This is a genomic window from Hydrogenivirga sp. 128-5-R1-1, assembly GCF_000171895.1.
Genome location: NZ_ABHJ01000012.1, coordinates 23,535 through 39,024 on the forward strand (window position 1 = coordinate 23,535; position 15,490 = coordinate 39,024).

The 15,490-nt window shown below is 53.0% G+C and carries 19 protein-coding genes, 1 tRNA gene and 1 pseudogene; 9 read left to right on the plus strand and 12 right to left on the minus strand.

Features of this window, described 5'->3' with window-relative positions:
* Positions 1 to 12 precede the first annotated feature (12 nt).
* From HG1285_RS07520 to rnc, 3 genes are read left to right on the plus strand one after another with little or no spacing between them, the layout of a single operon-like run.
* The gene (locus HG1285_RS07520) at positions 13 to 249 is read left to right on the plus strand and encodes an acyl carrier protein (protein ID WP_032496747.1); all 237 of its coding nucleotides are present in this window, start codon (positions 13 to 15) and stop codon (positions 247 to 249) included.
* Entirely contained in the window at positions 246 to 1,496 is a 1,251-nt protein-coding gene (gene fabF / locus HG1285_RS07515; protein ID WP_008287892.1) for a beta-ketoacyl-ACP synthase II, read from the plus strand. The genes HG1285_RS07520 and fabF overlap by 4 nt, the downstream gene beginning before the upstream one ends.
* Positions 1,489 to 2,157, plus strand: a complete 669-nt coding sequence (gene rnc, locus HG1285_RS07510) for a ribonuclease III (RefSeq protein WP_008287893.1) — start codon at positions 1,489 to 1,491, stop codon at positions 2,155 to 2,157. Before fabF ends, rnc begins: the two co-directional genes overlap by 8 nt.
* Here rnc and HG1285_RS07505 read toward each other — a convergent pair.
* The 10 genes from HG1285_RS07505 to thiE are packed head-to-tail and all read right to left on the minus strand — an operon-like array spanning position 2,142 to position 8,975.
* Complete coding sequence (locus HG1285_RS07505; RefSeq protein WP_008287894.1) at positions 2,142 to 2,849, minus strand: ATP-binding cassette domain-containing protein; 708 nt, start codon at positions 2,847 to 2,849, stop codon at positions 2,142 to 2,144. The two genes, rnc and HG1285_RS07505, sit on opposite strands and share 16 nt — an antisense overlap.
* Positions 2,834 to 3,493: a molybdate ABC transporter permease subunit gene (gene modB, locus HG1285_RS07500; RefSeq protein ID WP_157560626.1), complete on the minus strand. Its 660-nt coding sequence runs from the start codon at positions 3,491 to 3,493 to the stop codon at positions 2,834 to 2,836. The genes HG1285_RS07505 and modB overlap by 16 nt, the downstream gene beginning before the upstream one ends.
* A complete protein-coding gene (gene modA, locus HG1285_RS07495) occupies positions 3,493 to 4,185 on the minus strand; it encodes a molybdate ABC transporter substrate-binding protein (RefSeq protein WP_232219487.1) in 693 nt (230 codons plus the stop codon). Before modA ends, modB begins: the two co-directional genes overlap by 1 nt.
* A 50-nt stretch (positions 4,186 to 4,235) precedes the next feature.
* Positions 4,236 to 4,913 (minus strand): DNA repair protein RadC, encoded by a 678-nt coding sequence (gene radC, locus HG1285_RS07490; protein WP_008287897.1) that lies wholly within the window; start codon positions 4,911 to 4,913, stop codon positions 4,236 to 4,238.
* Positions 4,910 to 6,145: a hemolysin family protein gene (locus HG1285_RS07485; RefSeq protein WP_008287898.1), complete on the minus strand. Its 1,236-nt coding sequence runs from the start codon at positions 6,143 to 6,145 to the stop codon at positions 4,910 to 4,912. Before HG1285_RS07485 ends, radC begins: the two co-directional genes overlap by 4 nt.
* Complete coding sequence (prmC, locus tag HG1285_RS07480) at positions 6,136 to 6,948, minus strand: peptide chain release factor N(5)-glutamine methyltransferase (protein ID WP_008287899.1); 813 nt, start codon at positions 6,946 to 6,948, stop codon at positions 6,136 to 6,138. Before prmC ends, HG1285_RS07485 begins: the two co-directional genes overlap by 10 nt.
* The gene (gene secG / locus HG1285_RS07475; protein WP_008287900.1) at positions 6,854 to 7,207 is read right to left on the minus strand and encodes a preprotein translocase subunit SecG; all 354 of its coding nucleotides are present in this window, start codon (positions 7,205 to 7,207) and stop codon (positions 6,854 to 6,856) included. The genes prmC and secG overlap by 95 nt, the downstream gene beginning before the upstream one ends.
* Positions 7,208 to 7,227: 20 nt before the next feature.
* Positions 7,228 to 7,779 (minus strand): GTP cyclohydrolase I FolE, encoded by a 552-nt coding sequence (gene folE / locus HG1285_RS07470; RefSeq protein ID WP_008287901.1) that lies wholly within the window; start codon positions 7,777 to 7,779, stop codon positions 7,228 to 7,230.
* A 49-nt stretch (positions 7,780 to 7,828) separates the two neighbouring features.
* Positions 7,829 to 8,386, minus strand: a complete 558-nt coding sequence (locus HG1285_RS07465; RefSeq protein ID WP_032496741.1) for a TetR/AcrR family transcriptional regulator — start codon at positions 8,384 to 8,386, stop codon at positions 7,829 to 7,831.
* On the minus strand, positions 8,361 to 8,975 hold the full coding sequence (gene thiE / locus HG1285_RS07460; RefSeq protein ID WP_157560629.1) for a thiamine phosphate synthase: 615 nt from the start codon (positions 8,973 to 8,975) through the stop codon (positions 8,361 to 8,363). The genes HG1285_RS07465 and thiE overlap by 26 nt, the downstream gene beginning before the upstream one ends.
* A 6-nt stretch (positions 8,976 to 8,981) precedes the next feature.
* Here thiE and HG1285_RS07455 point away from each other — a divergent pair.
* Positions 8,982 to 9,068: transfer RNA gene (locus HG1285_RS07455), tRNA-Leu, on the plus strand.
* Between the two features lie 29 nt (positions 9,069 to 9,097).
* A complete protein-coding gene (locus HG1285_RS07450) occupies positions 9,098 to 9,988 on the plus strand; it encodes a protoglobin domain-containing protein (protein WP_008287904.1) in 891 nt (296 codons plus the stop codon).
* A 5-nt stretch (positions 9,989 to 9,993) separates the two neighbouring features.
* Here HG1285_RS07450 and HG1285_RS18145 read toward each other — a convergent pair whose 3' ends face one another.
* Positions 9,994 to 10,209, minus strand: coding sequence for a sulfurtransferase TusA family protein (locus tag HG1285_RS18145; protein ID WP_008287905.1), 216 nt, complete (start codon positions 10,207 to 10,209; stop codon positions 9,994 to 9,996).
* Positions 10,210 to 10,342: 133 nt separating this feature from the next.
* On the opposite strand from HG1285_RS18145, the gene nrdD reads away from it, so the two are divergent.
* Positions 10,343 to 12,352: an anaerobic ribonucleoside-triphosphate reductase gene (gene nrdD, locus HG1285_RS07445; RefSeq protein WP_008287906.1), complete on the plus strand. Its 2,010-nt coding sequence runs from the start codon at positions 10,343 to 10,345 to the stop codon at positions 12,350 to 12,352.
* Positions 12,343 to 12,972, plus strand: coding sequence for a radical SAM protein (locus HG1285_RS07440; protein WP_008287907.1), 630 nt, complete (start codon positions 12,343 to 12,345; stop codon positions 12,970 to 12,972). Before nrdD ends, HG1285_RS07440 begins: the two co-directional genes overlap by 10 nt.
* On the opposite strand, the gene HG1285_RS07435 is transcribed toward HG1285_RS07440, so the two are convergent.
* Entirely contained in the window at positions 12,937 to 13,881 is a 945-nt protein-coding gene (locus HG1285_RS07435; RefSeq protein ID WP_008287908.1) for a TIGR01212 family radical SAM protein, read from the minus strand. The genes HG1285_RS07440 and HG1285_RS07435 overlap by 36 nt on opposite strands.
* 91 nt (positions 13,882 to 13,972) lie before the next feature.
* On the opposite strand from HG1285_RS07435, the gene HG1285_RS07430 reads away from it, so the two are divergent.
* Both HG1285_RS07430 and HG1285_RS07425 read left to right on the plus strand, forming a co-directional pair.
* Complete coding sequence (locus tag HG1285_RS07430) at positions 13,973 to 14,314, plus strand: c-type cytochrome (protein WP_008287909.1); 342 nt, start codon at positions 13,973 to 13,975, stop codon at positions 14,312 to 14,314.
* Between the two features lie 17 nt (positions 14,315 to 14,331).
* Positions 14,332 to 15,490: pseudogene (locus tag HG1285_RS07425) on the plus strand (nitrous oxide reductase); the annotation flags it as partial.

The following is a 15,490-nucleotide window of genomic DNA, read 5'->3' on the forward strand; positions in this document are numbered from 1 at the left end:
GAGGTGAAGGATATGGCTCTTGAGGAAAGAATCAAGGAGATCATAGCTGACCAGCTGGGCGTAGAGCAGGAGAAGATAGTCCCCGAGGCTAAGTTCGTGGAAGACCTCGGAGCGGACTCCCTTGACGTGGTTGAGTTGATAATGGCTTTTGAGGAGGAGTTCGGTATAGAGATACCCGACGACGACGCCGAGAAGATACAGACCGTCGGAGACGTCATAAACTACCTCAAAGAGAAGGTGGGTGGATGAGAAGAAGGGTCGTAGTAACGGGTCTGGGAGCCGTCACCCCCATAGGAACCGGGGTTGATAAGTTCTGGAACAACCTCGTAAAAGGTGTGAGCGGCATAGACCTGATAAAGAGCTTTGACCCTGATGAGTTCGGACTCACGGTCAAGATAGCGGGAGAGGTAAAGGACTTTGACCCCACCCAGTTCCTTGACAAGAAGGAAGCTAACAGGCTCTCGGTCTTCGTCCACTACGCGGTCGCAGCGGCGGAGGAGGCTATCCTTGACAGCGGCATAAAGGAGGGAGGTTACGACCCTTTGAAGATAGGGGTGATAATAGGAACGGGCATAGGTGGTCTCAGGGATATAGAGAGGGAGCACACCGTAATAACAACGAAGGGTGCCCGCAGGGTGTCTCCCTTCTTCATACCCTACGGCATATCCAACATGGGAGCTGGTTACGTTGCCATAAGGCACGGCTTCAAGGGACCCAACTACTGCGTGGTGTCCGCCTGTGCTACCGGGAACCACTCCATAGGCGACGCCTTCAGAATGATACAGGCGGGAGACATAGACGCCGCCATAGCCGGTGGAACTGAAGCTGCGGTGACACCCCTTGGGGTTGCGGGTTTTGCCGTCATGAGGGCGCTGTCTAATCGCAACGACGAGCCCCAGAAGGCTTCCAGACCCTTTGACAGGGACAGAAACGGCTTCGTTATGGGAGAGGGTGCCGGCGTTGTAGTCCTTGAGGAATACGAGCACGCCAAGGCGAGAGGTGCAAGGATATACGCCGAGCTCGTGGGCTACGGGGCAACGGATGATGCCTACCACATAACCGCTCCCCACGAGTGTGGAGAGGGTGCCTACGAGTGCATGAAGCTCGCCCTTGAGGACGCAGGACTCAACCCCGACGAGATTGACTACATAAACGCCCACGGAACCTCAACTCCTCTGAACGACAAGATTGAGACCCTCGCCATAAAACAGCTCTTCAAGGAGCACGCTTACAGGCTCAAGGTGAGCTCCAACAAGTCCATGATAGGGCACCTGCTCGGAGCAGCCGGAGCGGTTGAGGCTGTCGCTTCCGTCAAGACCATAGAGACGGGCGTAATACCTCCCACCATAAACCTTGAGAACCCCGACCCGGACTGTGACCTTGACTACGTGCCAAATGAAGCTGTTGAAGCCGATGTAAGGGCTGTCCTGTCAAACTCCTTCGGTTTTGGGGGAACGAACGCCTGCCTGATATTCAAAAAAGTAGAGGATGTTTGAAGAAGTTGAGGAGCGTATAGGCTACACCTTCAAAAACAAAGATTTGCTCAAACAAGCTTTCACCCACGTGTCCTACGCCCGCGATGCGGGCGTCTCTCACTACGAAATACTTGAGTTCCTTGGAGATGCCCTCCTGAACTTCATAATAGTTGACATACTCGTCAAGGAGTTTCCAGAGAAACGGGAGGGTGCCCTTGCATCTCTGAAGGCTTATCTGATAAGCGAGGAGTTCTTCAACGAGCTCGCCCAGGAACTTGACCTGCCCAGATACATATTGATGAGCAGGGGGAAGAAGAACGTCTCCATAATCGGCGATGTATTTGAAGCTCTGTGGGCTGCCGTATACGTTGACAGCGGGCGGGACTGCAACCTCGTGAAGGAGCTTTTCAACAGGCTCTTCAAGGACAGGATAATAGAGACCATAAGGAGCCACAGGATAAGGAAAGACTACAAGACCATGCTTCAGGAGATAACCCAGAAGAGGTGGAGGGAGAGACCCCACTACAGGGTGATAAGCGTTGAGGGTCCCGAGCACGCCAAGACATTCACCGTTGAGAGCTCAATAAAGGGCGTGAGCGCCGTTGGCAGGGGTAAGAGCAAGAAGGAGGCTGAACAGGAGGCGGCCAAGAGGCTCGTTGAGAAGCTTCAGAGTGGGGAGTGAAGGTTCAGGTTCTTCAGGGCTTCCGAGAAGTACTCCTCGGCGATCTCCCTTCCGCCTTCTGCTACCTTCTTCCCCCTCTCCATCAAGAACACCCTGTCCGCAAGCAGGAACGTCTCAAGGGGGTCGTGGGTGACCATCACCACCGGGATATCCAGCTCCATGCTCTTTAGGAAGTTTATTATGTCAATCTTTCTCCGGAAGTCCAGGGAGGAGAAGGGTTCGTCCATGAGCAGAGCCCTCGGGTTGTACGCCAGTGCTCTTATTATGGCTACCCGCTGTCTCTCGCCGCCGGAGAGCTCGTTCACCCTTTTGCGTTCAAGTCCTTTAAGCCCGAACCTTTCCAGAAGTTCCTTTACGGGGAGTCTCTCGCCCCTCGCCTTTCTGCAGGCGAACTCTACGTTCTCCTTCACGTTCAGGTGTGGTAGAAGGTTGTCCTCCTGGAAAACTATGCCGAGCCTCCTCTCCTGGGGTGGCAGGAATATTCCCCGCTCTGTATCAAAGAAGGTCTCTTCACAGCATCTCATGAAGCCCCTCTCGGGTCTCTCAAGTCCGCACATAACACGGAGGGTGGTTGTCTTGCCGCACCCTGAGGCGCCGAGTATCACATTGAAGCCCACACCAAAGCTGAAGTCAGCCTCAACGCTGAAGCCGGGAAAGTCCTTCCTGAAGCTGAGAGTTATCTGCCTGTCCATCTTCTCCTCAAAAAGAATACAACGCTGAGGGATATCAGAGATACGAGCAGAAGTGTAAGGGAAGCCCTGTGGGCTTCTTCGTAGTTGAGAGCCTGCACCTCATCGTATATGTAAATGGAGAGGGTCTGGGTCTCCCCCGGGATGTTACCTCCAACCATCAGTATCACGCCGAACTCACCCATGGTGTGGGCGAACACGAGTGCACAGGATGTAAGGATACCTCCCCAGCTCAGGGGAAGAACTACCCTGAAGAAGGTCTCCACCGCCGAGTAGCCGAACACATGGGCTATCTCTATGTACCTCCTGTGAACGCTCTGGAAGGCGTCCCTCACGGGAAAAACTCCGAAGGGCAGTGAGTATATTACTGAGGCGAGCAGTATGCCCTCAAAGGAGAAGAGGAGAGACCTGCCGGTGAGAGCCTCAATGAATTCCCCCAGGGGTGACTCCCTGCTCAGGGCGTAAATAATGTAAAACCCGAGAACTGTGGGGGGCAGTACTATGGGCAACAGAACGAGAGCCTCAAGGAGCCCCTTTCCGGGAAAGGACACGAAGGATAGAACGTAGCCTAAAGCCATGGATATGACCAACAGGATCAGGGTGGTGAGCACCGAGAGCTTCAGGCTGAGCAGTAGAGCCTCTTCCATCATGGAGCTCCGAATCCAAACTTCTCAAGCATACTCTTGAACTCGGGACTCTTCAGGAACTCTAAGAACTTAAGGACTACCTCCTTTTTCCTGCCCCTTTCCGTTAAAACCGCAACGTGCCTTATGGGAGGGTATCTGTCCTCGGGAAGTATTGTGTAATGACCCTCCGGGTAAGTTAAGGCGAGGGATAGGGAAACTATACCCACATCGGCACCGCCGGAAACTACGAACTGAAAAGCCTGTGCTACGTTTGAGCCGAACACGAGCCTGGTTCTCAGCTCTTCATAGAGACCTTCCTTCTTCAAAAATTCAACGGCAGCTCTGCCGTAAGGGGCGTGCCTCGGGTTCGCCACGGCTATCCTGCGTGCACTTCTCAAACCCTCAATACCTTTGAGCTCGGGTTTAAGGGTGAATATGACGAGTCTCCCCCGGGCAAAGAGGGTAGGGTGGTACGCCCTGCCCAGCTCAAGGAGCCTTTCCGGATACATCTCGTTTGCGGAAATGAAAACATCGTAAGGAGCACCTCCGAGTATCTGGCGGAACAGGTTTCCTGAGGAACCGTAAGATACCTTTAACTCCACCCCTGAGCCCTTCTCAAAGACCTCAGTGACCTCTTCCATAAGGGGACGCATGCTGGAAGCGGAGGCTACATAAATGGTCTGGGAGTAAGCGGCTACAACAAGGAGTAACACCAACAGGAGGGCTCGCATCGGGAGAATTATATGACACAAATGTCATAAAATCAATCAAGGAGACCCCTGTCCCTGAAGGATACGTAGCCCTCCGGACTGACCACGATATGATCAACGAGCTCAAAGCCGAGTATCTCGCAGGCTCTCTTGAGTCTCTCCGTGAACATCACGTCCCCTTCCGAGGGTTCGGGAAGCCCCTGAGGGTGGTTATGGGCTATCAGAACCCCGTAGGCAGACAGCTCCACCGCAGGTCTGAGGACGTCCTTCGGGTTGGCGTTTACCGCGTTAAGGGTGCCGACAGCCACAACTTCAAGGTGCATGACCCTGTGACTCAGGTCAAGGTAAAGGGCTACGAGGGTCTCCTTCCTATCATCAAAGCTCTCCCTGAGGAAGGTGTAAGCGTCTTCTGGACTGAGTATCTTCACACCGCGGAAGGGCTCCCTTATTCTCTTTGAGAGCTCTATGAGGGCTTTGATCTGCAAGGCTTTCACCAGACCCAGACCCTTGAGCTCGGTGAGCTCTGACAGCTCCATCTCCTCAAGCCTCTTCCAGCCCATGTCCACAACGCTTTTGGATATGGATAGGACGTCCCTTCCCCTCGTGCCGGAGCCGAACAGCACGGCGAGCAGCTCTTCGTCGGACAGACTCTCGGCTCCAAACTTCCTGAGTTTCTCCCGGGGTCTGTGTTCCGCAGGTATGTCTTTGATAGACCTGTACCTGTATCTCATCTCTCCCCTTTTGTGTCCACCTTCTCAACAAGAACCTTCTTTACCTTTCTGTCGTCGGTGGACACAACCTTGAACACGAAGCTCCCCACTCTGAACACCTCCCCTTCTTCAGGTATCCTCCCCGCCAGAAAGGATAGAAAGCCCCCAACGGTGCTGTAGTTGCCTTCGGGTATCTTCACACCCGTTATCCTGACCAGCTCGTTGAGCTCCAGCTTCCCGTCTGCTATCCACCTGTCCCTTGATATCTCCCTTATGAGCTCCTCCTCTCCCTTGTCGGTCTGGATGCTACCCACGATCTCCCTGAGTATGTCCTCAAGGGTAACTATCCCTATTATCACCCCCCTCTCATCAACCACAACCGCCATGTGCTCCTTCTTCTTCTTAAACTCGTTCACCACATCGGGGAGTGGCGTGTACTCGGAGAAGACGAGGATCTTCCGCACGTACTTCTTTATAGGCTCTTCGGGCTGGGCTTCCAGCAGGTCGTAGGCGCTCACGTAACCGACTATGTCGTCCACCCTTACCCTGTAAACGGGTATCCTTGAGTACCCGCTCTCCTTTATCTTTTCAACAGCCTGGAACACGCTCGCGTTCTCGGATATCATCACTATCTCATAGAGAGGCTTAACTATCTCGCCCACACGCCTGTCTTTAAAGGAGAGTATGTTGGACACTATGAGACCCTCGTACTCGGCAAAGGTCTTCTTCTCTCTGAGTAGCTCTATTATGTCCTCCCTCCTGACGCTCACGTGGCTCTTGGCGAACCTGCTTGAGATGAACCTGCTTATGACCTTGGAGAGCACCAGGAAGGGCTTTAGGGGTATCCTGAGCTTGTCCAGTATGAAGAGGCAGGGTATCGTCAGCTTGTTGGCGTGGTGTTGGAAGAAGCTCTTGGGTATTATCTCCCCGAAGATTATCGTGAAGATAACGAGCGTCTCTGCGAGGAGTACCTCGTACCCGGATATGCCGGGAAAGTACTTAGACGCAGACATCAGGGCGAGCGTGTAGAGCGTTGCTGCAAACACGATGCTCAGCGTGTAGCCGAGCATCGTCAGCGTTATAAACTCTTCAGGGTTCTCTAAAAAGTGGGCTACGTACCTGTGCTTCTTCTTCCTGAGCACAGCCTTGAGCATACCCTTGTCAGCGCTGACGAGGGCTATCTCCGAACCTGCAAAGAAGCCTTCCAGGGCTATGAAAAAGGCTACACCGATAAAGAAACCTATCAGCTCCATGCTATAACAACTCTATCCTGTCCCGAGTAGTCCTTATATATGATAACCCTTTCAAAGCCAGCCCCCTTCAGGAGCTCCTCAACCACCCTGCCCTGGTCGTGCCCTATCTCCAGTGCCACGAACCCTCCTCCCTTGAGGTGTCGGGGAACTTCCTTTGCAAACCTTTCGTAGAACTCGTATCCCTTCTCTCCCCCTATGAGAGCTTCCCTGCCCTCCCTTCTCACCTCGGGGGGTAGCCTTTCCCAGAAGTTTTCAGGTATGTAGGGCGGGTTTGATACGATGAAGTCAAACCTTCTACCCTTAACGGGGGAGAACATATCACCCTCAAACACCTCAAGCCGGTAATCTACGCCGTGAATCTTTGCGTTCTCTTTCATAAGCTCAACCGCCGTGGGGTTCACGTCGTCCACAGCCATCCTGAGGAGGCCTCTCTCCAATAGAAGGGTTATAGATATGCAACCAGTCCCCCCTCCCACCTCAAAACCTTCCATCTCTTTATCGGCAGGTATGAGTTCAAGGGTCTTCTCAACCAGCAGCTCCGTCTCGGGTCTGGGTATGAGGACACCCTCTTTAACTTTGAAGGTTCTACCGTAAAAGTCCCATTCGCCTATAAGGTAGGCTGTGGGAAACCCTCTCTCCCTCAGCTTCATGAGTCTTTTAAACTTTTTAACGACCTCTTCTGGAACTTCCTCCGAAAGCAGGTAGAGCTCACCTGGTCTTCTCTTGAGGAGGTGAGCCAGTATTATCTCTCCGTCCCTCCTGAGTTCCCCCCTCAGGCTTTGAAGGAGCTGTCTCGCTTCCATTCCTTATCTCTCTCTCTATTATGGAGCCTTTTTCCTCCCGGGGGACTATGGATAGGAGTATGGCGAGGACGAGGAACAGACCCCCGAGCCAGTAGGTCGCCTTGGTAAGGACAGTGTCCACACCGCCGGCACCGAATATGGACTGACCCATCGCCCCACCGAAGGCGGCTCCCACATCACCGCGTCCCTTCTGGAGCAGAGCGAGTATTATCAGGAGTATTGACACTATAACGAACAGGGTTAGCAGGGCGTAATACATAGGGACTATTTTACTAAAAGCTAAGCGCCCTTGGTGAGCTTCAGGAACTCTTCCCTCGTCTTCATATCGCTCAAGAACACACCCCTGAGCGCCGAGGTCGTTGTCACGTGCCCGGGAGACATAGCCCCCCGCATGGACATACAGAGGTGCTCCGCCTCAACTATAACGCCCACACCCTTCGGTTTTAACTCCCTCTCAAGGAAGTCAGCTATCTCGTCCGTCAGCCTCTCCTGCACCTGGGGTCTAAGGGCGAAAGCCCTCACCGTCCTCACGAGCTTTGAGAGACCGCAGATGACGCCGTCGGGTATGTAGGCTATGTGAACCTTGCCGTAAAAGGGTAGCAAGTGGTGTTCGCATAGGGAATAGAACTGGATGTCCTTGACCAGAACCATCTCGTTGTAGTCTCCGAACTCCTCAAAGAGCTTCATATCAAAGGAGCGCATGCTCTCAAACTCTTCCCACATACGGGCTATGCGCTCCGGGGTCTCCTTCAAGCCCTCCCTGTCAGGGTCTTCTCCTATGCCTTCAAGGAACAGCCTTATCGCTTCCTTTATCTTATCCCTGTCTATCATGGATTCCTCCGCAGGAAAGGATACTTCAGAGGAGAGGGGCTTTTTATGATTATGAGCATTCCACAAGGCTCTTCCAGAGTAGCTCGGCGGTCTTCTCCTTAACCTCAGACTTCCTGCCCTTGATTATGCCCATGTTCTTGTAAAGGAAAACCCTCTCAAGGGTTCCGGTAAGAACGGCAAGGGCGTACTCCGGCTCCGTTTTAAGGACGCCTTCGGCGTGCATACCGGTTATGAGATCCTTTAAGAGCAGGAAGGGTATGTGCTTGAACTTCCTGACTTCCCTTCCCCTGAGGTAGTGAAATATGTTCATGTATCTGAAGGCGTCCGGCTTCTTGAAGGCGAAGTCCAGAAAAGCCATCACAACACCCTTAAACTGTTCTTCCCTGCCTTTAGCCTTCTTGAGGGCTTTCTCTATGAGCTCGTAAAGTTGGGAGGAGTACCTCTCAAAGAGCTCGTAAACTATCTGGTCTTTGCTGTCAAAGTGCCTGTATATAGCACCCTCCGTTATTCCAACCGCCTTCGCTATGTCCCTTACGGTCGTCTCCTTTATGCCCTTTTCGGAGAAGAGCTTGAGGGCTTCGTCAAGTATCAGGTCTCTCGTCCTCATAACCATTTAGGAATATTGTAATACCTGCTATCCCGTAAGCTCCATTTTTGTAACAGAGCTTTATCCTGTCCCATGTCACACCGCCAAGAGCGTATATGGGAATGTTTACTTTCCCGGAGACCTCCTTGAGCTTGAGGGTTCCGATTGGCTTAACTTCAGGGTGGGACGTTGTTCTGAACACAGGTCCGAGGGTAACGAAGTCCGCACCCTCTTCCTCCGCATACCTGACGCTCTCAAGGGAGTGGGCTGAAAATCCCACGATCATGTCCGGGAACAGGGACTTAACAACGCTTGGCGGGAAGCTCTTCTCGGGAAGGTGGACGCCGTCTGCACCCACAGCCCTCGCCACGTCAAACCGCTCGTTTATCAGGAGCAGGGCGTCGTATCTCCTTGTAAGAGCCCTGACCTCCTCAGCGAGCTCATACAGAGCCCTTCCGTTGAGGTCTTTCTCCCTCAGCTGTACCATCTTGACGCCCTTTTTGAAGATACCTTCAAGGGTTTTAATGAAGTCCTCTCCGTACTTAGCTCTATCCGTTATAGCGTAAAGTCTTGGAAGTTCCTTCATGGTGGTATATAATATAAACTTCACACCAAAGCCGGAGTGGCGGAACTGGCAGACGCGCTGTCTTGAGGGGACAGTGCCCTTCGGGGCGTGCGGGTTCGACTCCCGCCTCCGGCACCAAATCCCATCCTGAGTTATACTTTCCTACGATGGAAAAGCTCCGCTACGATTACAACCTCTCCGACGAAGAGATAGAGCTGATCAAGAGCCTTAAACCCAAGATGCTCAAGTATAGAGCGGAGTTCCTGGAGGGATTTTACTCTTACGTGGACAGGTTTGAGGGCTCAGAGAAGCTCCTTCCCCCTGAGAGCAGAGACAAGCATAGGGAGAGCCTATCCAGATGGTTTGAAGACCTCTTTTCGGGTGAGTACGACCTTGAGTACCTTGAAAAACTCAATAGGATAGGCGAAGCCCACGCCAAGAACTCCGTGCCAACCCACTACGTAAATGCGTCCATGAGCTTCGTGCGCAGGTTTATACACGATAAGGTTCTCCAGGAGCTCGGCTGTACCCCCGAGTCCCACAGGACGGTGATCGCGCTGGACAAACTCCTTGACCTGAACCTGGACATAATGACGAGCGCATACCGGGACGAGGAGTTCAAGCTCTTCCTTGCGACTGGCAAGGTTGAGAGGTTCTTCATAGAGAACCTAAAGAGGTTCTCCTGGTTTATGGACATATTTCTGATAGTGTCCCTCATATTCAGCAGCGTGCTGATAATATACTGGATAGGGCTTGAGCTCTTTCACATATTCGGAGGCAGCCTACCCCTAAAGGAGGGTGTACTCAGCATACTGGGTTCCATTCTCATACTTTACGCCCTTTCCGAGCTTATAAACGAGGAGATAAAGCACCTGAAAGGTGCCCCCTTCAGCGTGAAGACCTTTCTCGGTGTAGCCCTCGCCGCCGTCATAAGGGAGGTTCTCATACTCTCCGTGTCCCAGACGGACGTGGTCAAGATGCTGAGCATGGGAGCTATGCTTCTCGCACTGGGCTTGGTGTTCTGGCTGACTTCAAGGAGCCCGGCAAAGGAGAGCTGAACCGATCAGCGTTCTACGGTGAGCAGGTATCCCTCTTCCACCTCCTCTATTGAGTACTTGAAGCCGAGCTCCTCAAGTCTCGGTATTAGGTTCACGAAGGGTCTGGAACCGAGCACCTCAAGCCTGTCTCCCTCCTCAAGCTCACCGAGCCTTCTGGAGATCTCCACGAGGGGCTGGGGTGGCTCCATGTCCCTAACGTCAAGCCTTATAACCCTTCCCATAGCTCTATTTTACAGATACAGCATGGACTTGTAATCCTTAACGTAAGTGTTTTTAAGCTCTCGGGAAATATAAAATTGAATTTTAAGTCCGAAATTCTAAAATAGAACACTAAGGGAATTTAAGGAGGGAAAGATGGTAAAGGAAGAGGCTCTTGACCTTATTGACCAGTATCTCGGTTCATCAGACCTTGCGAAGCACAACGCAAACCTCGTCTACTCACTCCCCGCCATGGCGAACATACTCTCGGGGGAGGTTATGAAGGAGTACATGCTCAGAAGGATACTCTCTGAAGATGAAAGGTTGATGCACGAAGAGGGCTGGTGGTATCAGCACCAGCTTTCGCTCCTCGGACCCTACTGCATAGGCTTCTCGGCGAGGGACATAGCCTTCAACGGGCTCACCGCGAACACGAGGGTAATGCCCCGTTCAAGACCGCCCAAGAGGTTAAGAAATCTACTTGACCAGTGTGCAAACTTCATATGCCTAATATCCCAGGAGGTAGCCGGAGCGGTAGCCCTCAACGACCTCATAACTATAGCGAGCTCTTACGTCTGGTACGAACACAGGTACCACGGCAGGAGGTACACCCTTGACGAGATAGCCCACGCCTTCCAGAGCTTTCTCTACAACATAAACCTGCCCTTCAGAAGCGGGAACAGCCCCTTCACCAACGTTACCCTTGAGTTCGGCAAGCCGGCTCCCTCTCTTGAGGAGGAGTTCGTAGTCGTAGGAGGGCAAGTCCTTGAGACGAAGTACAGCGATATACCCCAGGAGGTCTACGACCGCGTAGCTCTCGGCTTCCTGAAGGCTATGTGGGAGGGTGATGCCGACGGGAGACCCTGGACATTCCCTCTCATAACGGTTCAGATCACCGACAACTTCAACTTTGAAGACCCCGTGTTCTTAGAGTTCCTTGAGAACATGGACAAGCACGGAGGAGCCTACTTTGAGAACTTCATGAGCAAACCCTTCTTGGAAAGGGGTATGGAACCGAGGAACCCTTACCTCCAGAGGAGTTTCTGCTGCCGCTTCCAGGTTGACCTCGGAGAGGTTCTCCGGGTGTCCAACACGGGTTCGGTCTTTGGAAACGCCTCGGGCGTGGGCTCCGTGGGAGTGATATCAATAAACTTCAACCGCCTCGGCTGGATACACAGGGGCAACAGGGAAAGCCTCTTTGAACACCTGAAGGACATACTTGCAAAAGCCAGAAGCGTTCTCAACAAGAAGAGAGAGTTCATTGAAAGCCACAGGGAGCTCTACCCAACCTTCTTTTACTACATGAAAGACCTCTCCACCCTGTTCAACACCATATCCCTGCAGGGAGGGCACGAGGGTCTCATAAACTTCGGTTTCGTGAAGCACGACCCTTCGGGTCGTATCGTGGAAGAGGAGTCCGGGCTTTTCCACCCGGAGGGTCTATCCTTCGCCAAGGACATGGCGGATTTCATACTATCCAAGCTTGAGAGGTTCATGAGGGAGGACGGTGTGCCCTGGAACTTTGAGTACGCCCCCGGGGAGACCGCAGGTCCCAAACTCGCCCAGAAAGACCTTAAGTTCTTCAGGGATATATCGGAGGGTAGAACGGACAACTACAGGCTCTACAGAGAGTTCTGGGAAGGAAAGGTTGACGGCATCCCTCCATACGTGAAGGGTAGCCCTGAAGGCTCGGGAGTGTTTCTCACAGCCGGCTTCCAACCGCCCTACGACCAGAGCTCCCTCACGAGACAGCTTGAGGTCTCCGCCCACACCCAAGGCTTTGCAACGGGAGGCAGCATACAGCACATATTCCTGAACGAGAAGCCCGACAGCCTCGCAACGAGGGACTTCATAAGGAGGCTCTTTGAAAAGCTACCCATAATCTACATAACCCTCACTCCGACCCTCAGCGTGTGTAACTCCTGTGAGGCTAAGGTCGTGGGAGAAAGGCATGAGTGCCCCTACTGCGGCTCCGACGACACTATAGTCTATTCAAGGGTCATAGGTTACTACCGACCCATAGCGAGAAAGGTTAAGAAGGTGGACAGGGAAAGCTTCCTCTACGAAGGCGAGGAGAACTACTGGCAGGGGGGAAGGAGGGCAGACTGGGTAACCCGCAAGAAGGCTGATATCATGGAGCTCATGGAGGTTGCAAGATGGGACTGAGCTTCGTTTCCTACACCGTCTCATCCAAGGACGTCCCCGGGAGGTGGAGTCTCGTCCTCTTTATGAAAGGGTGCAACTTCAGGTGTAGGCACTGCCACAACTGGCGCCTCGTGGTCGGAGAGGAGAAGGAAGAGATAACTGAGAGGGAAGTCCTCTACGAGGTGAGCTCAAACCCGGTGATAGACACCCTCGTTCTGTCGGGCGGAGAGCCCACAGTCCACAACCCCAAGAAGCTAATGGACTTCATACTGCGGGTGAAAAGCAGAAACCCCCTGATAAAGATAAGGGTGGATACGAACGGCTACGCCCCTCAGGTTCTTGAAAAGTTGAGAGACTTAGTTGACGGCTTCGCCGTGGATATAAAATCGCCTATGAATGACCCAAACAAGTACTCTTACACAGCGGGAAGAAAGGTAGATACTTACAGGGTCAGAGACAGCGCCTACATAGCCGACGGGCTTCCCCTGACCATATACAGAACGCCAAGATACCCGTGGCTCAGGGAGGAGGACTTCAGCCTGATAGAGGAGTTTACCTCTTCCCTCAGCTCACCGTGGCACCTGAACGAGTTCTACGAAGTTCCCTCATGCCCCTTCAACGAGACCAACGCCCCTTACTGACTTAATCCCCTGTCTGCTTCCCCTCCTCTCCAGCTCTTCCTCTATAGCCCTGATAACCTCCAGTTTCCTCTCGTAGGTGCAGTACTCCGGTGAGAGCAGCGCCGGTCTCTTAGCCTCCGCGGTGAGCCTGTGAACCACCGTGTCCTCCGGCAAGAGTTCCAGCATGTCGGCAGCACAGGAAACGTACTCCCGTAAGCCCAAGGTTTTGAACCTGCCCTCCTCGTAAAGCCTTGCGAGGACTGTGTTCCTCATCACGTAAACAGGGTGTATCTTAACACCCTCCACATTCAGGGCTGTCAGGAGCTTTGCGGTCTCAAGGAAGTCCACCCTGTCCTCACCCGGCAGACCCACTATCGTGTGAACGCACACCTTGAGTGCGTGTCTCTTAGCCCTCAGGACGGCGTCCACCAGGTCTGAGATCCCGTGGGCTCTATTTATCCTCTTCAGGGTCTCAAAGTTGGCACTCTGGAGACCGAACTCTATCCAGACCTCGTACCCCCTATCTCTGTATGAGGAGAGCATCTCAAGGACTTCATCTGTCGCGCAGTCAGGTCTAGTACCTACATCAAGACCCACAACCTCCTCATACTCGGTAGCAGTATCGTACAGCTCCTTGAGCTCCTCCAGCTCCCCGTAGGTGTTGGTGTAGGACTGGAAGTAAACGAAGAAGAGAGTTCTCCTCCCGTATCTCTCCCTCGCCCTCCTTATCCCTTCCTCTATCTGTTCCCGAAGACTCTGCCGCGGAGAGAGGTGCTCCGGTCTTGAGCCCCTGTAGCAGTAGATACACCCGCCTCTGCCCTTCGTCCCGTCTATGTTGGGACAGGTGAAGGGGAGGGCTACAGGTATCTTCTGAATTCTCCTTCCGAACCTCTCCTTGGCATACAACCTGAAAAAGTTTATCCTCTCCATGAGTTAATTATGACTAACTGATGAGTTATTGACAATATCTGATATTTATCATATAATCCAATATAAGGGATATTTAAAGGAGGTATAAGAGATGCAAATATTACCAATTATTTATTTCCTTATAGGGCTATCCGCCTTAGCCTTCTCTCAGGATGTATCCTCCCTCCTCAAAAGCAAGGGATGCTACTCCTGCCATGACGTGGACAAGTCAAAAGTGGGACCCTCTTACAGGGTCATAGCTAAGGAGTACAAGGGCAAAGCTGACGCCCTTAAGACCCTCGTTCAGAGCATCACCGGGGGTAGCGTCGGCAAGTGGCAGGGACTTGCGAGCAAGTACGGGATAAAGGTTACAGCCTTTTACATGCCAAGACAGCCCGTATCCAAAGAGGAGGCTGAGAAGATAGCCAAGTGGATCCTCTCCTTAGAAAAGTAAGTGTGGAGGTGATAGATATGAAGGGAGGAAGCCTTAAGAAGATAGCCCTCGGTGTGGCAGCCCTTGCAGGGCTCGGGGTTGTCTTCTCCCAGACCAAGCACCTGAGCAAGGAGTGGGAGGAGGCAGCCAAGCACGTTTACGTCCCGCCCGGTCAGCACGACGAGTTCTACGTCTTCTTCTCGGGTGGTTTTAACGGACAGGTGGGCGTGCACGGAATCCCCTCTGGAAGAAACCTCAGGACGATACCGGTGTTCTCGGTCAACCCGGAGAACGGATACGGCTACTCCGAAGAGACCAGAGCTATGCTGATGACCTCCCATGGGTTCCTACCCTGGGACGACTCTCACCATCCCGAACTCTCCCAGACAAACGGAGTGCCCGACGGTAGGTGGCTCTTCATAAACGCCAACAACACCCCAAGGGTAGCGAGGATAGACCTCTCCGAGTTCAAGACCGTGGAGATAATAGAGATCCCGAACTCGGCAGGGAACCACCCGTCTTCGTTCATCACCCAGAACACCGAGTACGTCACGGCAGCCACGAGGTTCAGCGTTCCGATACCCCAGAAGGACTACCCCATAGCCCAGTACAAGAAGTGGGCTAAGGGAACTATAACCTTCATAAAGGTGGACAACTCAAAGGGCGAGAAGAATAACAGGATGGACATAGCCTTCCAGCTCCTCGTTCCCGGTTATGACTACGACCTCGCCCACTGCGGTAAGGGTCCCTCTCACGGATGGTGCTTCTTCACCAGCTACAACACAGAGCAGGCTCACACCCTCTTAGAGATAAACGCTTCTAAAAAGGACAAGGACTTCATACTCGCGGTCAACTGGAAGAGGGCAGAGCAGTGCCTTGCACAGGGCAAAGGCAAGAAGATGAAGACCCTCTACTACCACAACTATGTTGACCCTGCAACAGGCATAGCCAAGTCTGAGAAGAAAACGAGGGTTACCATACTCCTGCCCAAGGACTGCCCCGGCGTTGCCTACTACCTGCCCACACCCAAATCACCCCACGGGGTTGATGTGTCCCCGGACGGCGAGTACATAATCGGAGGCGGTAAGCTCTCCGTAAACCAGCCGATACACTCCTTCTCCAAGATGGTAAAAGCTATAGAGAACAAGCAGTTTGCAGGAGAGGTGGAGGGAATACCCATACTCAAGTACGAGGCGG